General features: G+C 64.4%; 21 protein-coding genes and 1 tRNA gene. 11 read left to right on the top strand and 11 right to left on the bottom strand.

Going from position 1 to position 17,184, the window contains the following annotated elements; genetic code table 11:
• Window positions 1-2: 2 nt before the first annotated feature.
• Window positions 3-266, bottom strand: coding sequence for a hypothetical protein (locus tag V7778_RS00310; RefSeq protein WP_335551367.1), 264 nt, complete (start codon window positions 264-266; stop codon window positions 3-5).
• Window positions 266-2,083, bottom strand: a complete 1,818-nt coding sequence (locus V7778_RS00305; protein ID WP_335551526.1) for an aminopeptidase P family protein — start codon at window positions 2,081-2,083, stop codon at window positions 266-268. The genes V7778_RS00310 and V7778_RS00305 overlap by 1 nt, the downstream gene beginning before the upstream one ends.
• A gap of 174 nt (window positions 2,084-2,257) precedes the next feature.
• On the opposite strand from V7778_RS00305, the gene V7778_RS00300 reads away from it, so the two are divergent.
• Together V7778_RS00300 and V7778_RS00295 are read left to right on the top strand one after the other, a co-directional pair.
• Window positions 2,258-2,611, top strand: a complete 354-nt coding sequence (locus V7778_RS00300) for an MmcQ/YjbR family DNA-binding protein (protein WP_335551366.1) — start codon at window positions 2,258-2,260, stop codon at window positions 2,609-2,611.
• 201 nt (window positions 2,612-2,812) lie between these two features.
• Window positions 2,813-3,397, top strand: a complete 585-nt coding sequence (locus V7778_RS00295; RefSeq protein ID WP_211521742.1) for a hypoxanthine-guanine phosphoribosyltransferase — start codon at window positions 2,813-2,815, stop codon at window positions 3,395-3,397.
• Between the two features lie 85 nt (window positions 3,398-3,482).
• On the opposite strand, the gene V7778_RS00290 is transcribed toward V7778_RS00295, so the two are convergent.
• The 3 genes from V7778_RS00290 to V7778_RS00280 form a co-directional block, all read right to left on the bottom strand.
• Entirely contained in the window at window positions 3,483-4,436 is a 954-nt protein-coding gene (locus V7778_RS00290) for an NAD(P)H-dependent flavin oxidoreductase (protein WP_335551365.1), read from the bottom strand.
• Window positions 4,437-4,519: 83 nt separating this feature from the next.
• A complete protein-coding gene (locus V7778_RS00285; protein WP_335551364.1) occupies window positions 4,520-5,428 on the bottom strand; it encodes an MBL fold metallo-hydrolase in 909 nt (302 codons plus the stop codon).
• Window positions 5,419-5,613, bottom strand: a complete 195-nt coding sequence (locus V7778_RS00280) for a DUF1289 domain-containing protein (RefSeq protein ID WP_335551363.1) — start codon at window positions 5,611-5,613, stop codon at window positions 5,419-5,421. Before V7778_RS00280 ends, V7778_RS00285 begins: the two co-directional genes overlap by 10 nt.
• A gap of 113 nt (window positions 5,614-5,726) precedes the next feature.
• Between V7778_RS00280 and V7778_RS00275 the strand changes: the two genes are divergently transcribed.
• Window positions 5,727-6,206: a hypothetical protein gene (locus V7778_RS00275; protein WP_335551362.1), complete on the top strand. Its 480-nt coding sequence runs from the start codon at window positions 5,727-5,729 to the stop codon at window positions 6,204-6,206.
• Here the strand turns inward: V7778_RS00275 and V7778_RS00270 are convergent.
• Window positions 6,203-6,649, bottom strand: coding sequence for a nuclear transport factor 2 family protein (locus V7778_RS00270; protein ID WP_335551361.1), 447 nt, complete (start codon window positions 6,647-6,649; stop codon window positions 6,203-6,205). The two genes, V7778_RS00275 and V7778_RS00270, sit on opposite strands and share 4 nt — an antisense overlap.
• A 357-nt stretch (window positions 6,650-7,006) precedes the next feature.
• Here V7778_RS00270 and V7778_RS00265 point away from each other — a divergent pair, with 357 nt between their 5' ends.
• A complete protein-coding gene (locus V7778_RS00265) occupies window positions 7,007-8,338 on the top strand; it encodes a hypothetical protein (RefSeq protein ID WP_335551360.1) in 1,332 nt (443 codons plus the stop codon).
• Between the two features lie 28 nt (window positions 8,339-8,366).
• Here V7778_RS00265 and V7778_RS00260 read toward each other — a convergent pair whose 3' ends face one another.
• Complete coding sequence (locus V7778_RS00260) at window positions 8,367-8,822, bottom strand: thioesterase family protein (RefSeq protein WP_335551359.1); 456 nt, start codon at window positions 8,820-8,822, stop codon at window positions 8,367-8,369.
• A 124-nt stretch (window positions 8,823-8,946) separates the two neighbouring features.
• On the opposite strand from V7778_RS00260, the gene V7778_RS00255 reads away from it, so the two are divergent.
• Entirely contained in the window at window positions 8,947-9,987 is a 1,041-nt protein-coding gene (locus V7778_RS00255) for an extracellular catalytic domain type 1 short-chain-length polyhydroxyalkanoate depolymerase (RefSeq protein ID WP_335551358.1), read from the top strand.
• Here the strand turns inward: V7778_RS00255 and V7778_RS00250 are convergent.
• Window positions 9,984-10,175: a cysteine-rich CWC family protein gene (locus V7778_RS00250; protein ID WP_335551357.1), complete on the bottom strand. Its 192-nt coding sequence runs from the start codon at window positions 10,173-10,175 to the stop codon at window positions 9,984-9,986. The genes V7778_RS00255 and V7778_RS00250 overlap by 4 nt on opposite strands.
• A 180-nt stretch (window positions 10,176-10,355) precedes the next feature.
• Between V7778_RS00250 and argB the strand changes: the two genes are divergently transcribed.
• The 5 genes from argB to pabB all read left to right on the top strand — a co-directional run bounded on the left by argB (window position 10,356) and on the right by pabB (window position 14,703).
• Window positions 10,356-11,285 (top strand): acetylglutamate kinase, encoded by a 930-nt coding sequence (argB, locus tag V7778_RS00245; RefSeq protein ID WP_335551356.1) that lies wholly within the window; start codon window positions 10,356-10,358, stop codon window positions 11,283-11,285.
• 67 nt (window positions 11,286-11,352) lie between these two features.
• A tRNA-Thr gene (locus V7778_RS00240) sits at window positions 11,353-11,427 on the top strand.
• A 93-nt stretch (window positions 11,428-11,520) separates the two neighbouring features.
• A complete protein-coding gene (locus V7778_RS00235; protein WP_335551355.1) occupies window positions 11,521-12,264 on the top strand; it encodes a pyrimidine 5'-nucleotidase in 744 nt (247 codons plus the stop codon).
• A gap of 27 nt (window positions 12,265-12,291) precedes the next feature.
• Window positions 12,292-12,870, top strand: a complete 579-nt coding sequence (slmA, locus tag V7778_RS00230; protein ID WP_335551354.1) for a nucleoid occlusion factor SlmA — start codon at window positions 12,292-12,294, stop codon at window positions 12,868-12,870.
• On the top strand, window positions 12,871-14,703 hold the full coding sequence (pabB, locus tag V7778_RS00225) for an aminodeoxychorismate synthase component I (RefSeq protein WP_335551353.1): 1,833 nt from the start codon (window positions 12,871-12,873) through the stop codon (window positions 14,701-14,703).
• Window positions 14,704-14,710: 7 nt separating this feature from the next.
• On the opposite strand, the gene V7778_RS00220 is transcribed toward pabB, so the two are convergent.
• From V7778_RS00220 to V7778_RS00210, 3 genes are all read right to left on the bottom strand, one after another.
• Window positions 14,711-15,322, bottom strand: a complete 612-nt coding sequence (locus V7778_RS00220; protein ID WP_335551352.1) for an OmpW/AlkL family protein — start codon at window positions 15,320-15,322, stop codon at window positions 14,711-14,713.
• 112 nt (window positions 15,323-15,434) lie between these two features.
• Window positions 15,435-16,022 (bottom strand): glutathione peroxidase, encoded by a 588-nt coding sequence (locus V7778_RS00215; RefSeq protein WP_335551351.1) that lies wholly within the window; start codon window positions 16,020-16,022, stop codon window positions 15,435-15,437.
• A 2-nt stretch (window positions 16,023-16,024) separates the two neighbouring features.
• A complete protein-coding gene (locus V7778_RS00210) occupies window positions 16,025-16,447 on the bottom strand; it encodes a CoA-binding protein (RefSeq protein WP_335551350.1) in 423 nt (140 codons plus the stop codon).
• Between the two features lie 112 nt (window positions 16,448-16,559).
• Between V7778_RS00210 and V7778_RS00205 the strand changes: the two genes are divergently transcribed.
• Window positions 16,560-17,183 carry a peptidoglycan recognition protein family protein gene (locus tag V7778_RS00205; protein ID WP_335551349.1) on the top strand — a complete coding sequence of 208 codons (624 nt, stop codon included), beginning with the start codon at window positions 16,560-16,562 and terminating at the stop codon, window positions 17,181-17,183.
• Window position 17,184 lies beyond the last annotated feature (1 nt).

The raw sequence follows: 17,184 nt of genomic DNA, 5'->3' as shown, positions 1-17,184 counted from the left end.
GCCTATTCAGGCTTCTTCTTGACCAGCTGCTTCTCGAAGGCGAGGTCGTGTTTGCTGATGCGCTTCACTTCCTGCGGACCGAGTCCGTTCACGAAGGCGACGAAGTCGTCCAGCTCGAGCGGTGCGCACAGCGGCGGCGCGCCGGGCGCTTCGGACAGGAAGAAGGCGCCGTCACCGGTGCGCGCCATCGAATAGCCCATGTTGCCGGTGCGCTTCTTGAGCCGCTCGACTGCCGAGCTGGCGCGGGTGGAACGTCCGCTGGCCATCAGATTGCCTCCGTCCGCAGCATCAGCCAGTCGCGTGCGGCGCCCTCGACATGCGGCGCCAGGCGCGTGCGCACGGTCGCGTGGTAGTCGTTGAGCCACGCGATCTCATCTGGCCGCAGGATGTCGCGGTCGATGCAGCGGGTGTCGATCGGGCACAGGGTCAGGGTTTCGAAGGCCAGGTACTCGCCGAACTCGGTGCGCTCGTGAGGGCGGTTGAGCACCAGGTTCTCGATGCGGATGCCCCAGCGTCCCGGGCGGTAGATGCCCGGCTCGATCGAGGTGATCATGCCCGGCTCCATCGCCGTGTGCGGGTCCGGCGGCGCCGCCGGAGAGATCGTCTGCGGGCCTTCATGTACGTTCAGGAAGTAGCCCACGCCGTGGCCGGTGCCGTGGCCGTAGTCGATGCCGGCGGCCCAGATCGGGGCGCGCGCGATCGCGTCCAGCATCGGCGAGCGGGTGCCGCGCGGGAAGCGGGTCGAGGACAGGTTGATCAGGCCTTTCAATACCAGGGTGTAGTCGCGCTTCTGCGCTTCGGACGGCGCGCCGACCGGGATCACGCGGGTGATGTCGGTGGTGCCGCCCAGGTACTGGCCGCCCGAGTCGATCAGCAGCAGGCCGTCGCCTTCGATGACCGCGCAGGAATCGAGCGCGGCGCGGTAGTGCATGATCGCGCCGTTGGCATTGAAACCGGCGATGGTCGAGAAGCTCGGGCTGATGAAATTCGGCCGGCGCGCACGCGCCTGCGTGATGTGGGTGTCGATATCGACTTCGTTCAAGGGCTGGCGGCTGGGGTTGGCCAGCAGCGGCTCGAGCCAGGAGAAGAACTCGCACAGCGCCGCGCCATCTTGTTCCATCGCGGCGCGCACGTTGGCCGCTTCGCCTTCCTCCTTGCGCGACTTGGCGAAGGTGGTCGGGTTGACCGCCTCCAGCACGCGCACGCCCTGCGCCACGGCGTCGCGCATGCCGGCCGTCACGCGGCGCGGGTCGACCAGCAGGGTGGCGCCGTCCGGCAGCGCAGCCAGGGCATGCGCCGCGTTGGCATAGGGCGCCAGGTGCACGCCGTCATGCTCGAGGCGCGCGCGCAGCTCGTGCGGCACCTTGCCTTCGCCGACGAACAGGGTGGCGTCGGCGCGGCCGATCAGGGCATGCGCCAGGAATACCGGGTTGAAGCTGACATCGCTGCCGCGCAGGTTGAACAGGTAGGCGATGTCGTCCAGGGTCGAGATGAAGTGGAAGCCGGCGCCATGCGCCTCCATTGCGGCGCGGGTCGCGGCCAGCTTCTCAAGCCGCGTGACCACCGCATAGGGCGGCAGGTGCTCGAACACCGGGTCGAGCGGCAGCGCCGGGCGCTCGCTCCAGACCTCGTCGAGCAGGTCGACATCCGTGCGCAGCGTGACCCCGCGCGCATCCAGCGCCTCGCGCAGCAGGCGCGCACCGGCCAGGCCGAGCACGCGCGCGTCTACCGCCACCGTGCCGCCCGCGTGCACATTGGCCGCCACCCAGTCGATGTGCATCTGGCTCGCCGCGCCGGGGATCTTCATCAGCTGGATTTCCGAGCCGCCGAGTTCGGTCTCGGCCTGGGTCCAGTAGCGGCCGTCGGTCCAGACGCCGGCGAAGTGCGCGGTGGCGATGAAGGTGCCGACCGAGCCGGTGAAGCCGGACAGCCATTCGCGGCCTTTCCAGTGGCCGGGCAGGTATTCCGAGAGGTGCGGATCGCTCGACGGGACGATATAGGCGTCGATGCCGTGGCGCGCCATGGCGCCGCGCAGTTGGGCCAGCCGTTCGTCGCGGGCGCGGTGGGTCTCAGGGGTCGACATAGATGGCATGTGTTTTGTTTTCCAAGCCACGTATGATACGCCGCAATGCCGGGATGTGGCGCGGCGGATTATTGCGTCACGACATCGAAATCGGGAGACGCGCCCGGGAGGCGGTAAGATGGCGCTTCATGACAGACAAGACCGGCCACACACGCCGGCAGCGAGGAGACGCACATGGATTTCGAAGCGGCCAAGGACGTATGCCGGACTTTTCCCGGCTGTACCGAAGACATCAAATGGGACCACGACATCGTGTTCTCGGTCGGCGGCAAGATGTTCGCCGCCACCAACGCCAGCTCGCCCGCCGAGGGCATCAGCTTCAAGGTCGAGGACGACCGTTTTCTCGAACTGACCGACCGTCCGGGCATCATCCCGGCGCCCTACCTGGCGCGCGCCAAGTGGGTGCACGTGAACGGCGAAGCGGCCTTGGACGACGCCGAGGGTGCCGCGCTGCTGCGCCGTTCCTACGAACTGGTGTTTGCCAAGCTGACGCGCAAGCTGCAGCGTGAGATTAACGACGCTGCCTGAGCCCCTTTGAGCGGCTAACAAAATCTTCAGGCCAAGGCGCGGAGTCGAAGACAGTACGGCTGTACGGCGAGACGACGCAACGCAGCCATGGAGGTTTTGTTAGCCGCTCTTCCCTGTTCCAAGCGGAACGCCGCCTATGCCGGGCTTGGCGCATAATGGCCCGGCCACCACTAGACCCGTATGACCATGCAAGAAATTCCTCTGCCAGAGTTCCATGACGAGCGCGCGCGTGCGCTGTTGGCCAATGCCCGCGAAATCGTCACGCCGGAACAAGTCCAGGCCGCGGTGCGGCACGTCGCCGACCGCCTCAACGAACGCTTCGGCAAGGCGGGCGACCCCGCGTTTCCGCTGGTGCTGGGCGTGATGGGTGGCGCGGTGGTATTCACCGGCAACCTGCTGCCCCAGCTCGACTTCCCGCTCGAGTTCGACTACATCCACGTCAGCCGCTACGGTGACGAAGACCGCGGCGGCCAGATCGTGTGGAAGGTGATCCCGCGCCAGAACGTGGCCGGACGCACGATCGTGGTGGTCGACGACATCCTGGACGAGGGCGAGACCCTGGCCCATGTAAAGCAGCGCCTGCTCGACATGGGCGCGGCCGAGGTGATCGTGGCAGTGTTCGCCGACAAGGATTTGGGTCGCAAGAAGCCGATCCAGGCCGACCTGGTGGGGCTGACGGTGCCGAACGACTTCGTGGTCGGGTTCGGGATGGATGTGTATGGGTACTGGAGGAATCTGCCGGGTCTGTGGATTATTCGGCAGGAAGATTTGAAGCAGCCGGGTTAATACCACCAGCCTAAAAACCGTCATCCCCGCGCAGGCGGGGATGACGTTTACGAGCCGCGGGTGCAATCAACCCGCAACGAACAGCTTATAGCGCCAGCCGCCTGCGCGCCGCCGCATATTCCTGCTTCAAGCGCTCCACCATCTCCGCCACGGTCGGCACGTCATGCATCAGGCCCACGCCCTGCCCCGCGCCCCAGATATCGCGCCAGGCCTTGGCGCTGCCCGAACCGAAGCTCATCTTGCTCTTGTCCGATTCCGGCAGGTTGTCCGGATCCAGCCCCGCCGCCTCGATCGATTTCTTGAGGTAGTTGCCGTGCACCCCGGTGAACAGATTGGTGTACACCACATCCGCCGCGCTCGAGGTGACGATCGCCTCGCGGTATTCGTCGGTAACGTTGGATTCCTTGGTCGCCAGCCAGCGCGAACCGATGTACGCGAAGTCCGCGCCCATGGCCTGGGCGGCCAGGATCGCATCGCCGGTCGCGATCGAACCCGACAGCGCCACCGGGCCGTTGAAGAACTTGCGCACCTCGCCCACCAGCGCGAACGGCGACAAGGCGCCCGCATGGCCACCGGCGCCGGCCGCGACCAGGATCAGGCCGTCCACGCCCGCCTCCAGCGCCTTCTCGGCGTGGCGGATCGACACCACGTCGTGCAGCACGATGCCGCCGTAGCTGTGCACGGCGTCCAGCATTTCCTTCGGCGGCGCGCGCAGCGAGGAGATGATGATCGGCACCTGGTGCTTGACGCAGACTTCGACGTCATGCGCGAGGCGGTCGTTCGACTGGTGCACGATCTGGTTGACCGCGATTGGGCCCACCTTGGCCTCCGGGTTCGCTTCCTGGTAGTCGGCCAGCTCGCGCTGCAGATCGGTCAGCCAGGTGTCGAGCAGCTCGGCCGGACGGGCATTCAGCGCCGGGAAGGAGCCGACGATGCCGGCCTTGCACTGGGCCGCCACCAGCGCGGGACCGCTGGCGATGAACATCGGCGACGCGATGACGGGAAGGGACAGGTTTTGCAGCACGGGGGGCATCGTCATGGGATGGCTCTCGGATGGCGGTTGATCGGATCGGTCCGGGCATTATGCCCCGAAAAAAGAACGATCGTGCTAGATTTTTGATTCTAAACGTCGCGCAGCGTGTCCTTGTCCACAGACGCCGCCTCGGCGCGCACCAGCGCCTCGACAGCCCAGCGGGTCAATTCAACGGGCGACATGCCGAACTGTTCCCGCCCGACACGCTCGACCAGCGGAATCGAGGCCAGCAGCGCCGGCAGCTCCGCCAGCGCGATCGCTCCGCGCTCCAGCAGCAGGAACTTGAGCAGCACCTTGACCGCATTGCGGGCGTTGCGCAGGGGGTCGGCGCTCAGGTAGTCCAGCCGGGCCCTGGCCCGCGCCAGCGCGCCCGCCACATCGGTAAAGGCCGCACCGTGGCCGGGGATCACCACGCGCGCATCCAGGCCCGCGATCAGGTCCAGGGTGGCGCCCACCTCCGCGAAGCCCGGTTCGCCCGCCAGCTCAGGAAAGATCACGCCGAAGCCATCTTCCCACAGCGCGTCGCCAGCGACCAGCACGCCTTCCGCTGCACAGAAAAACAGCAGCGCATGCGGATCGTGACCCGGGGCGGCCAGCACGTTCCAGTGCAGGCCGCCCAGCACCAGGCTGTCGCCCGGCGCCAGGATAGCGTCGAAGGCGAAGCGCGGGCATTGCTGGCCGGTGGCGCGGAAGCTGAGCGCGTCCTCGTCCCAGGTGGCGACCTTGGGGGCGTCGGCCGCAGGAATGGCGACCCGGCAGCCCAGCGCGGCGCGCAGCAGCGCATTGCCGCCGCAATGGTCGGAATGCAGGTGGGTGTTCAGCAGCAGGTCGAGCGGACGGCCGGCCAGGCCGGTGCGTACCAGTGCCAGGGTCTGTTCGGCATGGGTCGCATAGCCGCTGTCGATCAGCGCCGTGTCATCGGGCCCAAGCAGGAGCACGCTGTTGGACGAGAGCCAGCCGCGCTCCAGGACGCGGATGCAGGGAGGAATCAATCCCACTGGATCTCGGCTTCGCGGCGGCGGATCTCGGCCCACACCGCGCGCTTATAGTCGTCGCTGGCCGTGCCCCAGGCGACGATCTCGTCGATGGTGCGCAGGCAGCCGCGGCACAAGCCGGTGTCGGGCGCCATCTGGCACACGTTGATGCAGGGCGAAGGAATCGGCGTGGGCAGTTCTTGGTTCATGTGCAGGAAATAAAAATGAAACCGGGACCCGCATTATCGCGCGTTCGGCTGGGGGACGCCGCGTGGGCGAGTCCGCCACTATACTGGCCTGCATGCGAATACCAAGGACCACGATGCCATCACGCTTCCTCCTCGCCGCCATCCTGCTCGGCGCCAGCTGCACCGCTTTCGCCCAGACCCTCAGCCCCGACGGCTACGGCAAGGTGCGCTTCGGCGACCGTCTCGCCACGGCGGAAAAGCGCGTCGGCCAGCGCGCCACGCCCCGGCCGCGCACCAGCGAGTGCGCGATCGTGCGCTTCAAGCGCTATCCGCGCGTGAGCTTCATGGTCGAACAAGGGCGCATCGTGCGCGCCGATGCGAAGACCATCGTACGCAACAGCGCGGGCGTCACCTCGGCCATGCAGGTCGAGGAAGTGCTGCGCCACCATCCGCATGCGCGCGTCGAACCGCACAAGTATGAGGCTGACGGCAAGTACATCATCCTGCGTAAGGGGACAAGCAAGGCGTTGATCTTTGAAACCAGCAAGAACAAGCCGAAGCGCGTGCGTGCTGGTCTGAAACCTGCTGTGGATTACGTGGAAGGCTGTTCCTAGCGGTGCACCTTGCTGAGTGACCGCTTGCGAGCGACTCGGTTCGGCGCCGGCTTGTCGATGCCGGCCCAACCAAGCGCTTCATCGCGTTCGACAAACGTACGGTATTCGACAATCAGCCCGTCATGAAACACAAACCCATCGGCGAATCGTCCGCCGATCCAGTCGGTGGCGTCTTTCAAGCGAACCCATGCATAAGCGAAGACGACGACCTTGTCTCCCTTGGCGAAAAACGCCTCGGGATCGCAGCTCCCCTCGGCCCAGGTTTCGCGCCCTGCCCTGACGTGCTCGCGCACTGCCTCGATGCCGCGATAGGTGCCTGCGGTTGGAAAACCCGGCGGTTCAATGCGCAGGATGTCGGGATCGAAGTCCTTGCTGATGGCTTGCATGTCGTTGCGATTGATTGCGGCATAGAACTGCTTGAGCGCTTCGACTTCGGTGCTCATTTATCTTCTCCGAGGCGATGGTGTTACGCACCATGAACAAGTCATGCCACGTGGCCTTACTGACAATCCGGAACTGCGTCGCCAGGGATGCTGCCATCTGATCGTTGGCCAGGCAATGCTGGAACTTCGTCGCTGAGCGTTTTTCGTGGACGCTCGTTCAACAGCCTGGCTGCTTCAGCATGCTCTGCCAGCAGTAGTCCTTCTCAGCATGGCGAAGAAAATCGCGTCAGGTAAAACCCACACCATCCACAAGCTAATCTATGTTAACTTAACTTGGTCGAATCACACTTCGTGTTGCGGACGGCTTCAGCACGGTGCTTGCATAATTGCAGCGGCGGCATGGTCAGGGAGCAAAAAATGACTAGGCAAAAAGCGATACTGATTTCTGGGTGTGATACGCACCACGCCTTGTTCGGCGAAACTCACACCTTTCGATACCTCGATGGATTTCTGCTATCACATCGATACATCTTCGCCGAAAGTACGGCTCGGCGCTTGTTTGACAAAGATGGCGAGGCCGAACAAGCAGGCGTTCCACTCAGCCGCATAATAGGAATTTTTCGGCAGCAATATGGGACTGAGCCGTGGTTCATCTGCGAGCAATGCGCCGATTATCTGGGTCTCGACCCCGTCGACAAGAAGGCCGCCCATGATGCAACCCTCGCCCGCCTGGCCTCACCGAACGTAGTCGGACACCTTCCCGCGATTGATGAGCGAGCGTCACCAGCACACAACGTCTTGGCCATCGGATATTCGTCACGCCTCATCCCTACCAAGGACGAGATGGCGTCGTTGACGGTCTTCTATGACCAGATATGGCTTCCTCATCCGTGCGACCTGTCGCCACGTGGAACAAAAAATCTCGCCTCCGTTTTTCGCCAAATAGCTGGTGCGAACTATGAAATACCGAATTTGCAAGCAGCGCGAGACCGGTACGCGGCCGCGTGTGGCGTTTGGCAGCCCCTTTTTGATGCCGGCATCCTGAAGATCATGCCGCCTTTCGAGATTCTTGCAGGACTGCTTGGCGATAACGACACAATCTCGCTAACGGATTATGCCGACTGGCACATGCGTTTGCCAAAGGAAGCGAGCCGCTTTGAGCGAGGCGTGAGCCAACTCGAATCCTTGATCCTCGCGCTCCATCGGCTCGATGCCAAGAAAACCCATCCGGAACTGTTTATATCAAATCCAAACGACAAGTCGACTGCGCGTTTGTCTGGCTTTCTCAACCAAGCCATCGTCGCAGCCCGCATTCCGATGTTGGCTACTCTCGACGCAAACCAGATTCTTGATTTGCGCGAAAGTGTGAATCAAGCGAAGGATGGGTACCGCCAGTACCTCTACCAACTCACTGATGACCTGGAACAACGCTTGTCATCAGGCGATAAAACCGAAGTGGAAGCAGCACGGAAAACGGCGGAAAGGAAAATTATTCCGGAATATGCCAACTATGTCCGCCAGCTCAAGGCACTCGAAATCGGGTTTGGTGCACGAATACTTGAGGCCGGTGGAAAATTTCTACAAATCGATGCTGCGCCGTGGACGCCAAAATTTTGGGGAGCCATACTTGAGTGCTTCAGCGCAGCGATCGCTACTACCGCGGAACATGACAAGGAAATTTATCTGTCAAATGAGAAACAGGCGTTTCACTACTTGGCAACGATTGAGAGGAACGTAGCAGGGCCTTAACTCATCCGATCCAGGAAGCCTCTCGCTATTACTTGTGTCGTGCGGTGCCATGCGTTGATTCACGATAGACATCCTGCTTGCGCGTCATCTTGTCCACAAAGCGCCCAGTATCGATCAGGCAGCGCTCATGCGTCCCTTCGCACACCTTCTCCACGTCGTCCCAGGCCTCGACCCGGAACAGCACCCGCCGCCCCTCCACTTCCAGCACCTCACCGCGGATCGTCAGCCTCATGCCCGGCGGCGTCGGCGCCAGATGACGAAAGTTGACCATGGTGCCCAGACTCTGCTCACGCGGCCAGTCCACGAAGTCCATCATCCCGTGCAAGCAGGCAAGTTCCATCATGCCAACCAGGTAGCCCGTGGCCAACACGTCCGGCATCTCCCGGCAAAACAAGGTATCGTGGTAAAGCTCAGGCACGGTGGCGCGTGCCGGCACGGTGTACTGCCATTCGAAGCAATGGCCAGGTTGGAAGCTAGGTTTCATGTCCGTAGAGTAACGCAAGCGCCAGCACTGTGCGCATCCTGAAAGGGGCCGTTCGACAACGCCTGCAAGGTTCGTGTAAGCGAGTGGGCCGAGATTGATCTCATGCACCGCACAAGGAGAGCACATGAAACTGAACAGGAAATTGCTTGCCCAGGTGCGCGCCGCGACTCGCACCTTGATGCGCAAGGGACCGGCAGGAACAGGGGCCGTGATCCAGGAAGCGATGAAGAACGCCACGGCGATACAGCGCGCGGCCATGCGCGACATGGCGGTGGTGATGCCGGCGATGCCGGCATTGAAGGATCTGCCGTTTACCGGAAGCGCCACGCTGCCGGGCAAGTTCGTCGACGGCAGCTATACCAACGAGGCCGGCAGCCGCGACTACAAGCTGTACGTGCCGAGCAGCTACACGGGCGATCCCGTGCCGCTGCTGGTGATGCTGCACGGCTGTACCCAGGACCCGGAGGATTTCGCCAAGGGCACCGGCATGAATGCGCTGGCCGAGGAGATGGCCTTCCTGGTGCTCTACCCGGCGCAGAGCAAAGGGGCGAATCCTTCGCGCTGCTGGAACTGGTTCAACGCGGTCGACCAGCAGCGCGGCCAGGGCGAACCCTCGATCATCGCCGGCATGACCAACACCGTCATGGCGCGCCACGCGGTCGACGCCGGCCAGGTCTATGTGGCCGGGCTGTCGGCGGGCGGGGCGATGGCGACCATCATGGGCACCTTGTATCCGGACCTGTACGCGGCGGTCGGCGTGCATTCCGGCCTACCCTTCGCCTCGGCCAATGACCTGTCGTCGGCGATGGCGGCGATGAAGGGCGACTTCCGGCGCGCCGAGGCGCCCGGCAGCGCGCTGCCCATCATCGTGTTCCACGGCGACCAGGACACCACCGTGCATCCGTCCAATGGCGAGGAGCTGGTGGCGCAGGTGGCGCGCCCACTGCGGCGACGCCCGGCGGTGGAACCGGGACGGGTGCCGGACGGCCACGCCTATACCCGCACCGTGCACCGCCACGACGACGGCACCGTGCATGCGGAGCACTGGGTGGTGCACGGCGCCGGTCACGCCTGGTTCGGCGGGAACGCGCTGGGCAGCTATACCGACGGCAGGGGGCCGGACGCAAGCCGCGAGATGCTGCGCTTCTTCCGCACGCGGCGCTAGGCGGCCGGCTGGACGCGCGCCCGCGCGGCCGCCTCGATGTGCGCGCGCAGGCAGGCCGGACACCAGCAGCCGATGGCTTCCTGGGGCACGGGCACTGCCGGCGGCAGCGCGGTGCACCAGCAGGGCTCGGCCGCGCCGTCCGCCATGGCGCAGCCGAAGATGGCGCCGCAACGCGTGCAGACGCTCATCGGTGTGCCCCTGAGGCGCTTGAAGAAGTTAACGGTTTATAAAGATGTGATTTCACGGTGGCGAGCCCTCGGTGCGACCTGCCATAAAATACAACAAGACGCCCTATAATCTGCACAAGTTTTACGCTAATTGCACGGCGTTTGCCTGTAAAATCTCGCGACATTATTTTCGGACCCTCCATGAACGCTCATCTGACCAGCCTGACGACCGAAGAACAGACCAGCGACCTCACCAAGGTCTCGCCTCAGATCAAGGCGCAGATCCTGGCCGAGGCGCTTCCGTATATTCGTAACTTCCACGGCAAGACCATCGTCATCAAATACGGCGGCAACGCCATGACCGACGAGCGCCTGAAGCACGGCTTCGCGCGCGACGTCATCCTGCTCAAGCTGGTCGGCATGAACCCGGTGGTGGTGCACGGCGGCGGTCCGCAGATCGACAACGCGCTCAAGAAGATCGGCAAGCAGGGCACCTTCGTGCAGGGCATGCGCATCACCGACGAAGAGACCATGGAAGTGGTCGAGTGGGTGCTGGGCGGCGAAGTCCAGCAGGACATCGTGATGCTGATTAACCACTACGGCGGCCAGGCAGTGGGCCTGACCGGCAAGGACGGCGGCCTGATCCGCGCACGCCGCATGGCGATGCCAGACCGGGACAAGCCGGGCGAGTTCCTCGACATCGGTTTCGTGGGCGAGATCGACGCCATCAACCCGGCGGTGGTCAAGGCGCTGCAGGACGACGCCTTCATCCCGATCATCTCGCCGATCGGTTTCGGCCAGGACGGCCAGGCCTACAACATCAATGCCGACGTCGTCGCCGGCAAGATCGCCGAGATCCTGAAAGCCGAAAAGCTGATCATGATGACCAACATCGCCGGCGTGCAGGACAAGAACGGCAAGCTGGTCACCGACCTGTCGGCACGCGAGATCGACGAGATGTTCGCGGACGGTACGATCTCGGGCGGCATGCTGCCGAAGATCTCGTCGGCGCTGGATGCGGCGAAGTCGGGCGTCAATACCGTGCACATCATCGACGGCCGTATCGAACACAGTTTGTTGCTGGAAGTCTTGACGGAACAGGCTTTTGGCACTATGATCCGGTCGCACTAAAACATTCGCGGCAGGTAACTGCCTCAAATGTTCGTCACGGCGGGCACTGCCCACCGCGACTCTACCCGCCCTTGTAGCTCAGTGGTAGAGCACTCCCTTGGTAAGGGAGAGGCCACGTGTTCAATCCACGTCAAGGGCACCATTCTCTCCCCCTCCCCATCGTCGAGCTCCGCTGCGCAGTCGCGTCCGGATGGCTATAATCGCATGTTGCAACCATTTTGCTTCATGCATAACCGTGGCTACTTCGACTTTCCGCGCGCCGGTCTGGCTGTTTGACCTGGACAATACGCTGCACGACGCCTCGTACGCCATCTTCCCGGCGATCAGCGCCAACATGAACATCTATATCGCCCGCGTACTGGGCGAGAACGGCATGCCCGCCAACCAGGCCGCCGTCGATGCCGCGCGCCTGGGCTACTGGAAGCGCTACGGCGCCACCCTGCTCGGCATGATCCGCCACCACAAGGTACGCGCCGCCGACTTTTTGCACGAGACCCACGACATCGGCCCGCTGGACCGCATGATGCGCGCCGAGCGCGGCCTGGCGCGCCTGCTGCACCGCCTGCCGGGCCGCAAGATCCTGCTGACGAACGCGCCCACGCGCTACTCCACCGAGATCGTGCGCCGCCTGAAGCTGCACAATCACTTCAGCCAGCACATCGCGATCGAAGACATGCACGTGCACGGCCAGCTGCGTCCCAAGCCCTCCAAGCTGATGCTGCGCCGCCTGCTGCGCCGGCATAACGTCGCCGCGCGCCGCTGCGTGCTGGTCGAGGACACGCTGGCCAACCTGAAAAGCGCCAGCCAGCTCGGCCTGCGCACGGTCTGGGTGACGCAATACCTGCGCATGAGCGATCCGGTTGGGCGCGCCGGGCCGCGAAAGGCGCCGGTGCCGCGGACCCTGAAACGCCCCGGTTACGTCGATGTCAAAGTAAAATCCGTGCGGCAACTTCCCGCACGCCTGCACCGGCTGCGCTAATCACGACCACCATTCATTAGGACTACCATGGCAAGCACGAAGCCAGGCCAGCGCAAGCTGCAAATCCTCCAGGCCCTGGCCTCGATGCTCGAGCAGCCGAAAGGCGAAAGGATCACCACGGCGGCGCTGGCGGCGCGCCTGTCGGTGTCCGAGGCCGCGCTGTACCGCCACTTCGCCAGCAAGGCCCAGATGTACGAAGGCCTGATCGAGTTCATCGAGTCGACCGTGTTCGGCCTGATCAACCAGATCAGCGAGCGCGAGGAAGGCGGCGTGGAGCAGGCCCAGGCCATCCTGCAGATGCTGCTCGGTTTCGCCGCCAGCAACCCGGGCATGACGCGCGTGCTGATCGGCGACGCGCTGGTGGGCGAGGACGAGCGCCTGCAGCTGCGCATGAACCAGTTCTACGACAAGATCGAACTGGCCTGCAAGCAGGCGCTGCGCGTGGCCGTGACCCAGGGCCACGGTACCGAAGCCGACGTCGCCGCGCGCGCCAGCCTGCTGGTCAGCTACGTCACCGGCCGCTGGCACCGCTTCGCCAAGAGCGGCTTCAAGCAGAACCCGGCCGAAGGCACGGCCTTGCAGCTGTCGCTGCTGCTTGCCGCCTGAATGGATACGCCGGAAGTCTTCGCGCTGCTGGACGACGCCTCCGCCACCCAGGAGGCGGGCTCGCGGCTGTATAACGGCCATGCAGGCACCTTGCGCTGCGATCAGGGCTCGGAGTGGCCGCAACTGCTGGACGCGCTCCAGGAGGCGCTACAACGCGGCCTGTACGCCGTGCCGCTCCTGAGCTATGAGCTGGGCGCGCATCTGCAAGGCCTGCCCGCCAGGCCGCTCGCCGGCCCCCTGGCCCAGGTGCTGCTGTTCACCCAGTGCGAACGCATGACGGCGCCCCAGGTCGAAGCCTGGCTCGCCACCCGCAGCGCCGGCGCAGGGTCGAGCGGCGCGGCCGGCGTGGCCGGCATCCATGCCAACGTCGACGAAGCCGCGTTCACCGATGCGATCAATCGTATCCGCGACTACATCGCCGCCGGCGACACCTACCAGGTCAACTACACCTACCGCCTGCGCTTCGAAGCCTTCGGGCCGCTGTTCGGCCTGTACGCACGCCTGCGTGCACGCCAGCCGGTGCCTTACGGCGCCCTGGTGTCCCTGCCCGACGGCGGCGCCCTGCTGTCCTTCTCGCCCGAGCTGTTCGTGCGCCACCAGGCCGGCACCTTGCTCGCGCGGCCCATGAAAGGCACGGCGCCGGCCAGCGGCGACGATGCCGTCGACGAGGCGCGCGGCAAGGCGCTGGCGCAAGACACCAAGAACCGCGCCGAGAACCTGATGATCGTCGACCTGCTGCGCAACGACCTGGGACGGGTGGCGCAGACCGGCAGCGTGCAGGTGCCCGCGCTGTTCGACGTGAAGCGCTACGGCGCGGTGCTGCAGATGACGTCCACGGTGCAGGCGCGCCTGCGCGAGGACGCCGGCCTGCAGGACATCTTCGCCGCGCTCTACCCCTGCGGCTCGATCACCGGCGCGCCCAAGCGGCGCACGATGGAAATCATCCACGAGCTGGAGCCGGATGCGCGCGGCATCTATACGGGTTCGATCGGCTGGTTCGATCCGCCCGCGGACGGCCGCCCTTTCGGCGACTTCTGCCTGTCGGTGCCGATCCGCACGCTGGCCCTGCAGCCGCAAGAGAACGGCGTGCGGCGCGGAGAACTCGGTGTCGGCGCGGGCATCGTCTACGACAGCGACCCGCAATCGGAATTCGCCGAATGCCAGCTGAAGGCGCGCTTCCTGACCGGCCTGCACAACGACTTCGAGGTCTTCGAGACCCTGCGCGCGTCCTGGGACGACGGACCGCGCCACCTGGAGCAGCACCTGGACCGCATCGAAGGCTCGTGCGCATGTTTCGCCCTGCCCTTCGACCGCGACGCGGCGCGGCGCATGCTGGTGGACGCCTGCCTGGCGCTGCCGCATGGGCAGTTGTACCGCCTGCGCCTGTCGAATTCGCATGCACAGGGCTTGCAGCTGCAATCAGGCGCGATGACGGAGCTGCACGAGCCGGTCACGGTCCTGCTGGCGCCAGAACCAACTAGTTCGAACGACGTCTTCCTGCGCCACAAGACCAGCATCCGCGGCCGCTACGACGCGGCCTGGAAAGCGGCCGAGGTACGGGGCGCCTTCGACATGCTGTTCTTTAACGAGCGGGACGAGCTGACCGAAGGGGGGCGCAGCAATGTGTTCGTGCGCTTCGGAGACGTCTGGTACACGCCGCCGCTGTCCTCGGGCGTGCTGCCGGGCGTGATGCGCGGCGTGATGCTGGCGGCGCCGGCCTGGCATGCCAGCGAGCGCGTGATCACGCGCGCGATGCTGGCGCAAGCCGACGACCTGGTCGTGTGCAATGCCTTGCGCGGCCCGATGCGGGCCGTGATCGCCGGCGGCGCTTGATTCCGCCCTAGAAGCGGTATCCGGCGCCGATTCCGAACAGCACCGGATCGATCTTGGCCCGGCTGGCCATCGAGCCGCCCACGAAGACGTCGCTGCGAATCGTGATCTTCTTCACGTCCACGTTCAGCGACCAGCGCTCGTCCAGGCGGTAGTCGAATCCCGCCTGCACCGATGCGCCCCAGCTGTCCTTCTCCAGGCCGCCGGCGCCGTCAAGCAGCTTCACGCTTGAGATGCGGGTGTAGTTCACGCCCATCCCGACATAGGGTCGGAAGCTGGCGGCGGGCAGGAAGTGATACTGGAGGCTCAGGGTCGGCGGCAGGTGGCGGAACGAACCGATGCGGGCGCCATCGAGATAGACCTTGTGCTTCTGTGGATACGTCAGCACCAGCTCGGCGGCGAGTTGCGGTGCGAAGAAGTAGCTGATGTCGATCTCGGGGATGGTCTTGCTGCTGACGCCAATGCGGTCTGCGGCACCCGTGCCGCCAAGCGGGCTGGAATGGTCCACCGGATCGAGATGAACGGCGCGGGCGCGCAGCAGCCATGGTGATTCCTGTCCCATGGCCTGGGAGGCAGCCACGGCGATCAGGACAGCCATCAAGGTTTTCGTCGTCGTGCTCATGTTTTTCTTACCTTTCGTCATGTCATAAGGACGTAGGTAAGCTTATTGATGCGACGCAAAAAAAACATTGATGCAGATCAAAATAACCACATCAGCAGTGTGGTTATAGAGCTTACATATTGAGCGCTTGCTCGATCTTGCCGACCACTTGCGGATCTTCCGGCGTCACCTTGCTCGGGAAGTGCTCGATCACCTTGCCGTCACGGCCGATCAGGTATTTGGTGAAGTTCCACTTCGGTTCCTTGCCGGTGATCTTGGCCAGCTCCGCGTGCAGCGGATTGGCTTGCGCCCCGGAGACCACACTCTTGGCGAACATCGGGAACTTGACGCCGTAGGTGTTGAAGCAGAAGTCGGCGATCTCCTTCGCGGAGCCCGGCTCCTGCTTGCCGAAGTCGTTCGACGGGAAGCCCAGCACCACCAGGCCGCGGCCGCCGTATTTGGCGTAGATCTTTTCCAGGCCTTCATACTGCTTGGTGTAGCCGCAGTAGCTGGCCGTGTTCACCACCAGGACCACCTTGCCGGCGTACTGGCACAGGTCCTGCGGCGCCTCGTCCTGCAGGCGCTTGAAGTTGTGCTTGAGGATGGCCGGGCAGCTCATGGGCCGTGCGGCTTGCGGGGCGCTGGCGGCCTGCTGCGCCGGCACCGGCTGGCTGAGGATGGCGGCCGCGAAGGCCAGGGAGAGCGGGGCGAGCTTGGTCATGGTCAGGCGTTCAGAGTGCGGTGTTCGATCTTGATGCAGTGGTTCATGACCACGTCCAGTCCGGCGGCGCGGGCCAGGTCGGCGGCCGCCTGGTTCTCGATGTCGAGCTGCATCCACAGGCAGCCGGCGCGCACCGCGATGGCGTCGCGCGCGATCGGCGGGATGTCCTCGGACTTGCGGAAGCAGTCGACGATGTCGATGCGCTGGCCGCTGGCCGCCAGGGCGTCGGCGGCTTCCTGCAGGGTGGCGTGCACAGTCTCGTCGAGGATGGTCTGGCCGGCATAGCTCGGGTTGACCGGAATGATCTGGTAGCCGGCGTTTTTCAGGTATTCGGCGACGCCATGGCTGGCGCGGTCGGGCTTGTTCGACAGGCCGACGATGGCGATGGTCTTGCTGTCCTTGAGGATCTGGGGGATGCTTCGCATGGTGAGTGTGAGTAGTTCAAGATTCGCTGTTAGCTTATCAGGTTTGCATCACGGCTGGCGTGGCGCGTGCAAACGTGGAAAGATGCGGTTTCCATCCTTTCCAAGCCCTCCCATGCGCCTCCCTGCCCTTCTCTGCCTTGCCGCCGCCCTGCTTGCGGCTTCCCCTGTCCACGCCCAGCAAGCGCTGGCGGAGGTCGAACGCGCCATCGTGCCCGTGGAGACTTGGGGTGGCAGCCCGGTGGACTCCTCGAAGGCGCGCCGCCACACCATCACCCGGATTACCCTGCACCACCAGGGCGAGCCCTTCCTTCCCGGGACCGACCCGCAGGCCTACCTGCGCCGCCTGCAGTCCTGGTCGCGCGCCAGCAAAGGCTGGCTCGACATCCCCTATCACTATGTGATCGACCTCGACGGCAAGGTGTATGCGGCACGGCCGATCGAGTTCGCGGGCGATACCAATACCGAGTACGACCCGGCGGGGCATGCCTTGATCGAGGTGGTGGGTAATTTCGAGGAAGTGGAGCCGAACCGGCGGCAGCTGGATGCGGTGGTGGAGGTGATGGCGATGCTGGCGAAGAAGTACGGGGTGTCGCTGGATGATATTCGCAGTCATCGGGATTATTCGGACAAAACCGTGTGTCCGGGGGCGAATCTGTACCGGTATGTGAAGGAGGATTATTTCCGGCACAAGGTGGCCTTGTGGCTGGCGGGGGAGCAGGCACGGGCCTCGCAGTGAA

The sequence above is a fragment of the Massilia sp. DD77 genome (assembly GCF_036961685.1).
Taxonomy (GTDB): domain Bacteria; phylum Pseudomonadota; class Gammaproteobacteria; order Burkholderiales; family Burkholderiaceae_D; genus Telluria.
The sequence above is the reverse complement of the archived record's forward strand: the minus strand, read 5'-3'. Positions and strand labels throughout refer to the sequence as shown.